General features: G+C 45.5%; 8 protein-coding genes and 1 riboswitch. Of the genes, 7 read left to right on the forward strand and 1 reads right to left on the reverse strand.

Going from position 1 to position 14,328, the window contains the following annotated elements; genetic code table 11:
* Positions 1-35: 35 nt before the first annotated feature.
* Positions 36-221: riboswitch (cobalamin riboswitch) on the forward strand.
* A gap of 184 nt (positions 222-405) precedes the next feature.
* The 4 genes from DXC01_RS11835 (at position 406) to DXC01_RS11850 (ending at position 7,041) form a co-directional block, all read left to right on the forward strand.
* Complete coding sequence (locus tag DXC01_RS11835; RefSeq protein WP_118698975.1) at positions 406-3,624, forward strand: hypothetical protein; 3,219 nt, start codon at positions 406-408, stop codon at positions 3,622-3,624.
* A 69-nt stretch (positions 3,625-3,693) separates the two neighbouring features.
* On the forward strand, positions 3,694-4,860 hold the full coding sequence (locus tag DXC01_RS11840; protein ID WP_022214932.1) for an ABC transporter substrate-binding protein: 1,167 nt from the start codon (positions 3,694-3,696) through the stop codon (positions 4,858-4,860).
* Positions 4,861-4,874: 14 nt separating this feature from the next.
* Positions 4,875-5,939, forward strand: a complete 1,065-nt coding sequence (locus DXC01_RS11845; protein WP_022214933.1) for a FecCD family ABC transporter permease — start codon at positions 4,875-4,877, stop codon at positions 5,937-5,939.
* A gap of 1 nt (position 5,940) precedes the next feature.
* Positions 5,941-7,041 (forward strand): ABC transporter ATP-binding protein, encoded by a 1,101-nt coding sequence (locus tag DXC01_RS11850; RefSeq protein ID WP_022214934.1) that lies wholly within the window; start codon positions 5,941-5,943, stop codon positions 7,039-7,041.
* 40 nt (positions 7,042-7,081) lie between these two features.
* On the opposite strand, the gene DXC01_RS11855 is transcribed toward DXC01_RS11850, so the two are convergent.
* Positions 7,082-7,702: a TetR/AcrR family transcriptional regulator gene (locus DXC01_RS11855; RefSeq protein WP_022214935.1), complete on the reverse strand. Its 621-nt coding sequence runs from the start codon at positions 7,700-7,702 to the stop codon at positions 7,082-7,084.
* Between the two features lie 229 nt (positions 7,703-7,931).
* Here DXC01_RS11855 and DXC01_RS11860 point away from each other — a divergent pair, with 229 nt between their 5' ends.
* The 3 genes from DXC01_RS11860 to DXC01_RS11870 all read left to right on the forward strand — a co-directional run bounded on the left by DXC01_RS11860 (position 7,932) and on the right by DXC01_RS11870 (position 14,271).
* Positions 7,932-10,001 (forward strand): efflux RND transporter permease subunit, encoded by a 2,070-nt coding sequence (locus DXC01_RS11860; RefSeq protein ID WP_118251952.1) that lies wholly within the window; start codon positions 7,932-7,934, stop codon positions 9,999-10,001.
* 50 nt (positions 10,002-10,051) lie between these two features.
* On the forward strand, positions 10,052-12,901 hold the full coding sequence (locus DXC01_RS11865; protein WP_118698976.1) for a hypothetical protein: 2,850 nt from the start codon (positions 10,052-10,054) through the stop codon (positions 12,899-12,901).
* Between the two features lie 128 nt (positions 12,902-13,029).
* Positions 13,030-14,271 carry an FtsW/RodA/SpoVE family cell cycle protein gene (locus DXC01_RS11870; RefSeq protein WP_118698977.1) on the forward strand — a complete coding sequence of 414 codons (1,242 nt, stop codon included), beginning with the start codon at positions 13,030-13,032 and terminating at the stop codon, positions 14,269-14,271.
* Positions 14,272-14,328 lie beyond the last annotated feature (57 nt).

The raw sequence follows: 14,328 nt of genomic DNA on the forward strand, positions 1-14,328 counted from the left end.
CTATTGCACTAGGATGCATATATTGCTATAATAAAGCAGAATATAGGAACTCCAGTGCTGTCACTGACAGATAATAGGGAATCAGGTGCGAATCCTGAACGATCCGGTCACTGTAAGCGTAAGAGAGGATTGCAGAAGCCATTGCATGTGAAGTTGTGTGAGAAGGCGTGATCTTAGAATACTCTGCAAGTCAGGAAACCTGCTGGAGAATCAGTGAAAAGCTTCCGAAGAAAGCAGAATTTCACAGAAACGAAACATCCGGTTATGCAAAGAAGGATGTTTTATTTGTGCGACTGAAGTCTACTCATCTGGATCGGAGAGTAGGCTTTATATTTTTGCAGTGTAAGAGGAAAAATCCTATATGAGATACTTACAGAAATGCGTTTTATAAGAGGAGAGAGGCATATGCATTCGAAAAAATTTCTCGCTGCATTCCTTGCATTGAGTATAACAGCTGCACCACAGGCATCGGTCATGGCATCAGCAGAAAATGCATCGGCGCAGGAAAGCAGTGAAGACTCATCAGGAGAATCTGATGAAAATACAGCTCAGGAAACAGAAGAAACTGATGCGGGCGAAACAGAGCAGAACACAGACGATGTATCATCAGGAGAAGAATTCCTTCAGATAACAGACAAAAAAGCGTATGCAGAGGATGATTCCATTCTGATCGAGATTGTCTCTGCCAATACAACTTATAACAGAGTATATATCGGAAACAGAACAGACGAAGACCGCACACCGGTAATTGAGGGCTCTCTGGATGAAGCGGGCAGATATCATTATCTGTTTTATATCGACCCGAAGTACCTTGGTGAAAAAGCGGCTTATGTCCCGGGAAATACAGAGGATGACAGCTGGTATACAGAGGAAGAACTGTATTTTATGCTTCCGTCTGAAGTATCAGAAACACCTGTACAGGAAACAACGGATACAGCAGAACCTTCTGAAACAGTACCGACAGCAGAAGAAAATACTTCTGCAGATAATTCCGGCGAAGGAATGATTTCAAAGAGCTCAGACAGTTCAGACAGCGATTCTGATTCTCTCTGGCAGATCGGAGCACTGGAAGAGACTGGTGCAGAGCAGACTACAGCAGCCGAGGACTATCGTATTGAAAGTCTGGAAAAAGACAATACGACAGAAGACAGTATTGCTGAGACAGAAGCAGATGCCGTTTCCATGGCAGATGGTACGTATAAAGCAGATGATTTCTCATTCAGCGGCGGTACAGGAAAAACAAAGATCACCTGTGAAGGGATTACTGTAAAAGACGGTCAGACCTATGCAACGATCAAATTCAGCAGCAGCAGTTTTACGAAACTGGTTGTGGACGGCAAAGAATATCAGCCTGCAAGTAACGAAGGCGGTTCTTACTTTGAGATTCCGGTGACTTTAAATACAGATATGACGATCACCGGAACGACGATCGCCATGACAGAGCCGCATGATATTGAATACGTTATCCATATCACAAAGAGCGGTGCAGACACACCGGATGCCACTCCGACAGTCACACCACAGCCGACAGCCACACCGAAGCCGACTTCTGCACCATCCAGTGATATTCCGAAGGATGGAACCTATACAGGCACGGTGACACATGTATCTGGTACGGCTACGATGTTCAAGATCAATGCATGTGAGATTACGGTCAAGAATGGTAAGGTTACTGCAAAAATCACATTGAGTGGAACAGGATACGACAGGCTGTTTCTTGGAACCAAAGAAGAGGCTTTGAAGGCGGCAGACAGCAAGCTGATTTCCTACAAAGTTGATGCAGAGGGTAAATATACCTATGAATTTGCATTGGAAGGTCTGAACAAAGATACGAAACTGGCTGCGCGCTCTCATCGTTACTATGAGGCTGGTGATAAGGATAAAATGTGGTATGACCATACGCTGAAATTCAACGTAGATACCAGCAATTCCGGAACTGGCGGAGATGGTTCCAAAGATGATAATTCGAACGGAAATAATTCAGGGAATAACTCTAATGGAAATAACAGTTCCAATGGAAGTAACTCCAATGGAAGCAGTTCCAGCGGCAGCAACAGTTCCAATGGAGGCAGCACCGGTGGAAGTGGTTCTAATGGAAGCAGTTCTGGCGGCAGTTCAACTGGTTCCGGCGGAAGCAGTGGATCCGGTGGAAGCAGCTCGAGTACAAATAACTACAAATCAAATACAGATGGCAAGACAAGCCAAGTAGATTCTTCTGCCGGCGGCTTAAAGGATGGGGAATATGGCTCTGATCAGTTCTCTTTCTCCTGGTCAGGTGGAACAGGTACGCATGGTCTTAATATTACCTGCGACAAGATCAGCGTCGAAGATGGACAGGCATGGGCGTATGTGACATTCAACAGTGGCAAATGGATCTATGTGAAAGCAAGTGGAAACCAGTATGATCCGGTAGATCAGGGGGACAAATACAGTACCTTCAAGATCCCGATCCAGCTGAATGCCAACAATAAAGTCGTAGGCTGTACAACAGCGATGTCCAAGCCGTACGAGATTGAATATACTCTGTATTTCGGCATGGATATCCCGGACAGCAGTTCCGGCAGTAAGAGTTCCGGTGGCAGCAGTGTGACTGCAAAGGCAGCAGGAAATTCCACAAAGCTTGCAGACGGTCAGGAAGCCGAGACAGATGCTGGCACCGTATACAAGGATGATGCGGCGCCAAAGATCACAGGTCTGGAATATATGAGCTCCCTGAAACTGGAACATTCCAAAATGTTCAAGATCCATTATTACAACAACGATATGACCGTGCTTGAGATCACTCTGAATGATGAGTTTGGCAAGGACAGTGTGGATCTTACACAGAATAACGCGGCACAGACTTCCGCAGACGGCACGAATGAAGAAAGTACAGCAAAGACTTCCAGTGCGGATGGAGAGGAGAACGCAGCGACAGAACAGGATTACGCAAAACTTTATAAGCAGGAAGTCATCCGCTACCTTCTTGTTCCTGAGGACAAAGCCGATCAGATTCCGGCAGGAATCGACAAATCCATTATTGTGATCCAGCTTCCGATGGACAAGACATATGTTGCTTCTGACGTGGCACTGGAAATGATCGATAAGATCGGTGCAGACAAAAATGTATCTGCGGTTTCTGCGACAGCAGACGACTGCAAGATCGCTGCAATCAAAGAATCCCTTGGAAAAGGCGATATCATTTCAGCAGGCACTTATGATAAAGCAGACCTGAAAGAACTTGTAAAAAATAAATGCAAACTGGCGATTGTACCGTCCGATATCCTGACAGCGAAAGCAGAGGATACAGGGGACGACAGTACGGAAGATACTGCTGATGCAGAACAGACGGATGATGCACAGAGCGATGAAAACCAGATCGCAGCGAAATATCCGGAAATGACTGCTTTTGCAGAAAAACTTGCAATCCTCAAGATCCCGATGATCCTGGATCGTTCCAAAGATGAGAAGGATGTCCTTGCAAAATATGAGTGGAGCAAAGTATATGGGGCTCTGTTCGGATGTGAGAAGGAAGCGTCCAAACTTTATGAAGCTGCTGTAAGCGGACATAGCGGAGATAACTCAGAAAGCTCAGACACATCGGAAAGTACAGATACAACAGAAAATACAGATACAGAACAGTAACACAGTAATCATGGGAGCGGGCGGTCTTCGGATCGCCCGTATATAAAAATCGGAGGATAAAATAAGAATATGAAAGAAAGAAGTACAGGAAAACTGTGGCTGCCGCTTATGGCAGCATGCCTTCTCATGATGGGGATTTTCAGCCTGTCCGTGAGCACAAAAGCAGCAGATAACGATTCCTCTGCACCGGAGATCCCCGGTCTGACTTTTCAGTCAGAAATGCAGAATGAGTTTGCAGAATGCTTCCATATATACTATTACAACGATGACTATACTCTGATCGATGTGCCGGACAGCGGCCAGTTCCTTCTGGTACCGGAAGGAAAGAGTGCCCCTGACGGACTGGATGAGGATATCGTGGTGCTTCAGAAGCCGCTGGATAATATTTACCTGGCAGCGACATCTGCAATGTCTCTTTTTTCTTCCCTGGACGCACTGGATGACATCAAGTTTTCTTCCCTCCAGGCATCTGGATGGTATGTTGATGCGGCAAAACAGGCAATGGAAAACGGCGACATCGTTTTTGCCGGCAAATACAGTGAGCCGGATTATGAACTTCTCGTAAATTCCGGATGTAATCTGGCAATTGAATCAACGATGATCCTTCACACCCCGAAGGTACAGGAGATGATCGAGCAGATGGGAATCCCTGTATTCACAGACCGTTCCAGTTACGAAAACCATCCGCTTGGACGTACCGAATGGATCAAAGTTTATGCAGAAATGGTTGATAAGAGAGATGAGGCGAAAGAATTCTTTGACGAACAGGCAAAGATCATCTCTGATCTGAAAGATTTCAAAAATACAGAAAAAACAGTCGCTTTCTTCTATATTAATACAGATGGCTCCGTAGTCGTAAGAAAACCATCCGACTATGTGCCGAAGATGATCGAGATCGCAGGCGGTCGTTACGTTCCGACACAGGTGGACTCTGAGGAAGAAACAAAGCGTTCTTCCGTGCCGATGACGATGGAAGAATTTTATACACAGGCGATCGATGCGGATTATCTGGTATACAATGGAACGATTGATGATCCGATTAACAGCGTGGATGACCTTCTGCAGAAGAGCGAACTTTTTGCAGACTTCAAGGCTGTCAAAGAAGGCAATGTATGGTGTGCCGGCAAATATCTCTACCAGGCAACCGACATTGTAGGAAATATGATCACAGACATTCATCTGATGCTCACCGGCGGAGATGCGAGCCAGATGACCTTTATGACAAAAATTGATTAAATACAGGAGAAAACATGATGAAAGCACAGACAGGTGAGGGCACCGGAACCTTCCACATGGAAAACTTCCGGCGGCGTTCACGTTACGCAGCAGTATTTGCAGTACTTGCAGCGGCACTTTTTGCAATTCTGATATTAAACATCAATACCGGAACGACAAACATTCCGGTCTCACGTATCCTGAAGATCATTTTCCTGCGGGAAGGTGCACAGACAGAATACAATATTATCTGGAAGATCCGAATGCCGCGTCTTCTGATGGCGGCGATCCTGGGCGGTGCACTGTCCCTTTCCGGATTTCTGTTACAGACCTTTTTTGAAAACCCTATCGCCGGACCATACCTGTTGGGTATTTCTTCCGGAGCCAAAATGGTCGTAGCACTGGCAATGATCTATTTCCTGGAGAAATTCAACAAAGTTTCTTCCTATACATTAGTAATTGCCGCTTTTATCGGATCTCTGATAGCAACAGGATTTATCCTTCTGGTATCCAGACGCATCAAACATATGGCGACACTTCTGATTGCCGGAACTATGATCGGTTATATCTGCTCTGCGATCACGGATTTTATGGTTACGTTTGCAGAGGATTCCGATATCGTAAACCTTCATGGCTGGTCCCAGGGAAGTTTCTCCGGTATGAGCTGGAGTAATGTACATATTGCAGCAGTGATCGTAGCTGTTGCAGTCGCACTGACATTTATGCTCTCCAAACCGATCGGTGCCTATCAGCTGGGCGAAGCTTATGCACAGAGCATGGGCGTTGATATCAAGGTCTTTCGTGTGACACTGATCCTTCTGTCCAGTATCCTTTCGGCTACAGTAACTGCTTTTGCGGGTCCGATCTCTTTCGTGGGAATCGCAGTTCCACATCTGGTAAAACAGGCACTGAATACTTCCAGGCCACTGGTCGTCATTCCGGGAACCTTTCTGGGAGGAGCAGTCTTCTGTATGCTCAGTGACCTGATCGCAAGAACAGCATTTGCACCGCTGGAACTGAACATCAGTACCGTAACTTCAATCTTTGGCGCGCCGGTTGTCATCGCAATGATGCTGAAACGTCAGAAAGGAAAACAGTGATATGGCAGAGCAATATATAAATATGGATAATCTGGCAGTTGGCTATAACGGAAAAGCCCTGATCCATGACATCTGTATCGGAATCGAAAAAGGAGAGATCGTGACACTGATCGGACCGAATGGTGCCGGCAAATCCACGATCCTCAAAAGTATCACACGCCAGCTCAAGATCATTTCCGGAAATGTAAAGATCGCAGATGCAGATCTCTCTAAGCTGTCTTTCCGTGACCTGTCTACCAAGATGGCGGTAGTCCTGACGGACCGTATGAAACCGGAACTTATGACCTGCCATGATATTGTGGCTACCGGACGTTATCCATATACCGGCAAGCTTGGAATCCTGAGCAGGGAAGATGAGCAGAAGGTTGATGAAGCGATGGAAGCAGTCCATGCACAGGAACTTGGCGACCGTGATTTTAACGCGATCAGTGACGGACAGCGGCAGCGAGTTCTCCTGGCAAGGGCAATCTGTCAGGAACCGGAGATCATCGTTCTGGATGAACCTACTTCATTCCTGGATGTGCGTTACAAACTGGAACTGCTTTCAATCCTCAGAAATATGGCAAAGAAAAAAGGAATCACCGTGATCATGTCGCTCCATGAGATCGATCTGGCTGAAAAAGTGGCCGACAAGATCATCTGCGTAAAAGGCGACCGCATTGCACATTACGGAAAACCGGAAACGATCTTTAAGGAAGAAGCGATCCGTGATCTTTATGGAATTGACAATGGATATTTTGACCCGGTCTTCGGAAGCCTGGAACTTCCAAGACCAGAAGGAGAACCAAAGACCCTGGTCATCTCCAGCGGCGGAACCGGAATCCCGATCTACAGAGAACTGCAGAGAAAAAATATCCCATTTGCAGCCGGGATTCTCTATACCAATGACATCGACTATCAGCTGGCACGCCTTCTCGCTGTACGGACTGTGACAGAGAAGCCGTTTGAGGAGATCAGTGATGAGACATTTGCAGAAGCCATGAAATTGGTGGATTCCTGTGAAAAAGTCATTGATGCCGGAGTAACAGTGGGGAAAACGAACAGCAGAATCGCAGAGTTGATCGAAAAAGCAAAGAATGATAAAAAACTTGAAAAAAGATGACAGAATCACGGGGACGGAGTTATATGGCACTTCAGGGCCATTAACTCCGTCCCCGTGGTTCGTCATGGGTATAACTATCCAGTATCCCATCGATCGACCGATGCAGATACGGCCTATATTCACTGAGTGAAACCGGCTGCTGATAAAGAATACAGCTGTAACAGGTGGAGCTTGCCAGCTCGATCACCGAAAACAACATCATATCCGGATGTTCATACGTATGTTCATCCTTCTCAAGAAGTCCGAGATACGCATCATAAAATACAAGATCTTCGTCTGGAACTTTGTCATCCAGAGCTGCCTGAAAGACACCCCAGGAAAGATTGCGGGAAATAAACATCAGAAGAGGAGAGTCACTTTCCAGGGCATCCAGAATAAAATCGATCATAAAGTGAAGCTGATTCCTAAAGCCTGTGATCTCCTGGTCGATCACGGCACGGTAAGCCTGGTAAAAAAGCTCCGAGGTCTTGTGTGATACCAGTTTATTTCGAATATCATATTTGTCTTTAAAATAAAGATAAAAGGTCCCCTTGGCGACGCCTGCTTTGTTTACGATATCAGAGATGGTCGTCTGGTTGGTGCCTTTGGTGGTAAAAAGCTCGAATGCAGTATTGAACAGCGCATCTTTCTTTTTCTGCTTTTTTACTTCTACTTTTCCCATAAAATCTCTCCTTCTGACCATACCTTTTGTGCTTTATTATAATCAAAAATGACCAGAAGTCAATATTAATTACGGACCAATCAACACAATGAAAAAAATAAGTTGTTTTTTGGACACTTTCGCATAATCGTATATTGACTAACAGTCAGTTTTGGTATATAACTCTTAATGATGAAAAGAAAATGACTGATAGTCATAAATGAAAAAGATAGTCAACAAGGAGGACATGATGATTAAGGTCGGTAAATGGATAGCGAAGCATAAAGTGCTGATCGTACTGATCAGTATGATTCTGCTGATACCGTCAGTGATCGGTATGGCGGCAACAAGAGTCAATTACGATATCCTTAGTTATCTGCCGGATTCCCTGGAAACTGTAGAAGGCCAGGATATCATGGTAGATGAGTTCGGAATGGGTGCGTTTTCCATGGTCGTTGTGGAAGATATGGACCTCAAGGACGTAGCAGCATTAAAAGAAAAGTTTCAGGATGTAGAGCATGTAAAGGATGTTCTGTGGTATGACAGTGTGGCTGACTTAAGCATCCCGGTAAGCATGATCCCTGATAAATTCAAAGATGCATTTTTTAATGGCGATGCGACCATGATGATCGCACTGTTTGACAATACAACTTCCTCTGATGCTGCGATGGAAGCAGTTACAGACATGCGTAAGATCGCAAATGAACAGTGCTTTATCAGTGGTATGTCAGGTGTTGTAACAGATATCAAGAACATTGCCCTGGAGGAGATGCCGATCTATGTTGTGATCGCAGCAGGACTTTCCCTTCTGGTACTGCTTCTTGCAATGGATTCACTCGTGGTTCCAATTCTGTTCCTTTTGAGTGTAGGTCTGGCGGTCCTGTATAACCTTGGAAGTAATATTTTTCTCGGTCAGGTCTGCTACATTACCAAATCACTGACGGCGGTACTTCAGCTTGGTGTTACAATGGACTATTCCATTTTCCTGCTGAACTCGTTTGAAGCATATAAGAAGAAATATGATGAGAAAGAACGTGCGATGGCACATGCGATCGCAGATACCTTCAAATCCGTAGCGGGAAGTTCCGTTACTACGATCGCCGGTTTCCTTGCACTGTGTGTTATGACCTTTGCCCTGGGACGTGATATGGGTATCGTTATGGCGAAGGGTGTTGTGATCGGAGTTGTCTGCTGTGTAACTGTTCTTCCGGCAATGATCCTCGTATTCGACAAGGCAATCGAGAAGACAAAACACAAGGCTCTGCTTCCGAACATGGACAAAGCTTCCGGTTTTATCACCAAACATTACAAAGTATGGCTGATCGTATTCCTCGTACTTCTGTACCCGGCAATCTATGGAAACAACCATACACAGATCTACTACAATATTGATAAATCTCTTCCGGCAACCCTGGCAAGTAATGTTGCAAATGATAAACTGAAAGAGGATTTTGATATGAGCACGATGCATATGATCCTGCTCAGGAATGGTCTGGACAGCAAACAGAAAACACAGATGCTCGACAAGATCGATGAAATAGACGGAGTAAAATGGTCTCTGGGTATGAACTCCCTGATCGGACCAAGTTTCCCGGAATCCATGATCCCTTCCAATATCAGGGAAATGCTGGAATCAGACAACTACGAAGTGCAGTTTGTCTGCTCTGAATATTCATCTGCAACAGATGAATGTAACGCACAGCTTGCTTCCATTCAGGAGATCGTTAAGGAATACAGTCCGGACTCCATGGTCATCGGTGAGGCACCTCTGATGAAGGACCTTCAGGATACGACAGATGTCGACCTTCAGCGAGTAAATATCCTTTCCATGGCAGCAATCTTCGTGATCATCCTGTTTGTATTCAAATCCATCTCCCTGCCGTTTGTACTTCTGGCGGTTATCGAGTTTGCGATTTATGTAAATATGGCAATCCCGTATTATCAGGGTGTAACCCTTCCGTTCGTTGCAAGTATCGTCATCGGTGCGATCCAGCTTGGAGCAACCGTAGACTATGCGATTCTGATGACAAGCAATTACCAGAAACAGCGTCATCTTGGCAAGACCAAGAAGGAATCTATTTCTATTGCACATAAATTCTCCATGAAGTCTATCATCGTAAGCGGATGCAGCTTCTTTGCAGCAACCTTCGGTGTAGCTCTTTACTCACAGGTAGATATGATCGGTTCGATCTGCACTCTGCTTGCGAGAGGTGCGGTGATCAGTACGGTCGTTGTACTGCTTGTACTTCCGGCGATGTTTATGGTATTTGACCCGATCATTGTTCGTACATCAAAAGGCTTTTTGCCGGACAAAAAATAAAATCAACACATAAATGAATGAAGCCCCCGGGCTGGAAAAGGAGTCAAGATATGAACAGAAACAGAAAGAAAGTAGTGGTAGCTTCTCTGGCAACAGGAATGGCAGTTGTTATGGGAACAGTGCCGGTACTGGCTGCGGACAGCAGTGTTTCAAAACAGGAAACTGTATATGTAAACGCTTCAGCAAGTGGTACTCCGCAGGAAATCACTGTATCTGAATGGCTGAAAAACTCAGCTTCCTCAGGAAATTTAAGCGATGTGTCCGATCTTAAAGATATCAAGAATGTCAAAGGTGATGAGACCTTTGACCAGGACGGCGATGACCTGACCTGGAATACAGAGGATAAGGATATTTATTATCAGGGAACTACTACCAAGGAACTTCCGGCATCTGTAGAACTTACCTATTACCTGGACGGTGTTCAGGTAAGTCCGGATGATCTGGCAGGCAAGAGCGGTCATCTCAAGGTCGAAGTAAAATACACAAACAATGCCAAGAACAAAGTAAAAGTCGGCAAGAAAAAGACAGACATGTATTCACCATTCGTCATGGTGACAGCAATGATCCTTCCGGTCGATAATTTCACAAATGTAACGATCGACAATGGTAAAGTCCTTTCTGACGGACAGAGAAACATTGCAGTCGGCGTAGGTCTCCCGGGACTGGCAGACAGCCTGGATCTCAAGAGCATCGATAAGGATATCGACATTGACATTCCGGAAGGCTTCACAATGGAAGCAGATGTGACAGATTTCAGCATGAGTTCTACCTTTACTTTCGGAATGACAGACCTTCTGGATTCCATTGATACAGATGATATTGACGGTCTGGATGATCTCAAGGATTCCATGAAAGAACTTACAGATTCTGCAACTAAGCTGGTGGATGGAGCCAAGGAACTTTCTGATGGTACTACCACATTGAATACGAAATACAAAGAACTGGATGACGGTATTGCTTCACTGAAAAGCGGCGTAAGTACATTAAACAGCGGTGCTGCAAGCCTGAAGAGTGGTGTTGCATCTTATACTTCCGGTGCAGATACCCTTGCGTCCGGTGTAAATCAGTATGCATCCGGTGTAAGTAAGCTGACCAGTTCCCTCACAGAATATAATCAGGGTGTAAATACTCTTGCAGCCGGTGCAAAAGCTTACGTCAGCGGAACAAACACTCTTGGAAGTGGTGTAAAGGCTTATGTACAGGGCGCTACACAGCTTGGAAACGGAATTACTACGTATGTTGATGGAATCGGAACACTGGTAGAGGGTGTTGGAAAGAGCGCAAAGGGTGTCAAGGAAGCGGCAGCAGGAATCAGTGCTTTTGCAGAAAAAGCAGGTTCAATGGTAGGAGAACTTTCCGATACAGTTACAAAGATCAACACATATGCAGACAGTGTAAGTGCTTATGCACAGGGAACAGCACAGTTTGCAGACAGCGTAAAAACATATGCGGCAGGCGTTGCACAGGCACAGCCGGTTGCTGAACAGCTTGCACAGCTTCTTGGAAGCATGACAGGAAGCAGCGAAAGTGAAGACTCCAAAACAGAGCAGATCACAAGCGGTCTTGCACAGGCAATGGAGGCAGCAGATTCCATTGAGGCATCTACAGATGATTCCGTAGCGGATCAGGTGAGTGAAGCAGCAGATGCAATCAGCGAAGCAGCGGGTGCAGGAGCAGCAATTCAGGGTGATGCAGGAACGATCGCCGGCGGTCTTGCAAGTGCAGAATCTGCAATTGATATTCTGAGCAGCATTGATACTTCTTCTATGGATGATGTAACAGCAGCGGCTGTAAACAGCGCAGTGGAAAGTGCGATCGGAGCAATTTCCAGTGGTGTGGATACCGCGCAGAGTGGAGTTGACAGTCTTCAGGAACATGCAGATCAGGTATCTGGTCTTTCTGAACAGGCTGGAGAAGTTCAGGCAGCAGCAGCTGCGATCAGTGCACAGGGCAGCCAGAATGAGGCGGCAGCAGATGCAGTATCACAGCTTAAGGATGGTCTGGATCAGATTTCTGATGGTCTGGATGAGGATGACGATGCTGATTCCACAGGAGATGCAATTGACAGTGCAGCACAGCTTGCAGCAGGTCTGAATGCAGCCCTGACACAGCTTACCGGTAATAATGAAGCGTTAGAGACAGTAGCTGACAATCTGATCACGAACGGAACCGGAGAGGGAGAATCCCTGACAAATGCTTCCGCTCAGGTAAAAGAAGGAACAGCAGCACTTCAGACAGAAGTCGGAAGTATGCTGGATGGCGACCAGTTAACTAAACTTCAGAAAGGTGCAGAAGAACTCCAGACTGGTGCAGATCAGCTTCAGGAAGGTTATAATACAGCAAAGAAGTCAGCAACACAGCTGAAATCTGGTGCACTGAAACTGCAGTCTACCAATAAACAGCTTACAAATGGTGTAAGTCAGCTTCAGAAATCAGGAACAACGTTGACAAGTGGAGCAAACCAGCTTACAAGTGCAAGCAAGCAGGTTCAGAGCGGAGCAAGTCAGATTGACAGTGCAACAAGTACTCTGACAAGCGGAGCAAACCAGCTTTCTGCAAACAGTGGTACACTGAACAGCGGAGCAAGTCAGCTTGCAAGCGGAACACAGCAGCTTGCAAGTGGAACAGGCACACTTGTAAGTGGAAGTTCGCAGGTTAAGAGCGGAATTAATACGCTTGCCAAAGGAGCCAAGAAACTGGCTGACGGAACAAAGGAATTCAATGACAAGGGAATCAAGAAACTTGATGAAGCTGTAAATGATGATCTTCAGGATGTTTTGGATCGTCTGGATGCGCTTCGTTCTGATGATAATGCATACACAAGCTATGCAGGAAAGTCCGATAAGATGGATGGAAATGTGAAGTTTGTCATTGAAACAGAAGCAATTGACAACGACTGATAATGATGATAACTTTTTCAGGGGAACGGTTTCAGACCGTTCCCCTGTTTTGTCTTGCGATGGCGGAGGGAGTCTGCTATACTGTATAGCAGGACATAGAAATCACAGAGAAAGTATCAGGTGATAAAATGGAAAAAACGAAACAGCGGGGCAATGTACCGGTTTCGAAAAAGACCAAAAAGAAATCCAAAACCAAATCCAGATCCAGAAATAATATCGGAGTGAAGCTTATAGAGAAACCAGAGTATTATGATTACAATCTGGTAGCGGCGATTATCCTTCTGACCTGTTTCGGTCTGGTTATGCTGTACAGTACCAGCGCATACACATCAACGATCAAGTATGGTGATGATATGTATTTCTTTAAGAAACAGGCGGCGATCAGCTTTGTATGTATTGCCGGTGCTCTGTTTATATCCATGTTTGATTATCATATCCTGGCAAGGTTTACAGGGGTTCTGTATGGTGTTGCTGCCGGCTCTATGGTACTGGTAAGAACACCTCTGGGAACTGTTTCCAATGGTGCCAGGAGATGGCTCAGGATCGGACCGATTCAGTTTCAGCCGGCAGAGATTGCCAAGATCGCCGTGATCGTCTGTCTTTCCTACATGATCGTTCACATGGGCAAGAAGATGAATTCACTTAAGGCATGTATGACACTTGGGGCAATGGGAACATTTCTTGCATTGCTGGCATATGTCTGCACAGATAACCTCAGTACAGCCATTATTATTTTCTGTATTACAGTGGGAATGATTTTTGTGGCACATCCCAAGACCAGGATTTTTCTGATTCTTGCGGCGGTGGCAATTGCGTTTCTGGCGATTCTTGTATTTGTTATTGGTCAGAGTGTAAAGGAGACAGATGATTTCCGTCTGAATCGAATCATCGCGTGGCTTCATCCTGAGAATGCCACAGGAACTGCGGCATACCAGACCATACAGGCGCTTTATGCAATTGGTTCCGGAGGCTTTCTGGGACGTGGACTTGGTAACAGTATTCAGAAGCTTGGAAGCGTACCGGAAGCACAGAACGATATGATCTTTTCTATCATCTGTGAAGAACTTGGAATCGTAGGGGGCGTGATTCTTCTGCTTCTGTTTGGATATCTTCTTTACAGGCTGTGTTTTATCGCACAGAATGCACCGGATCTTTTTGGGTCGCTGATTGTCAGCGGTATCTTTATACATATTGCACTGCAGGTAATTCTGAACATTGCAGTCGTAGTAAATCTGATGCCAAATACCGGTGTCACGCTGCCGTTTATCAGCTATGGAGGTACCTCGATCATGTTCCTCATGGCCGAGATGGGACTGGCCTTAAGCGTGTCCAGGCAGATTAAGCTCAAGACACCCGAAAGGGCAGCCTAAAATAACAGAAAATCTATTGACAAATAGTTTTCCAGAATATATACTTTGCACATCAAA

Origin of the sequence: Blautia sp. OM07-19, assembly GCF_003481595.1 — a bacterium.
GTDB lineage: Bacteria > Bacillota > Clostridia > Lachnospirales > Lachnospiraceae > Blautia_A > Blautia_A intestinihominis.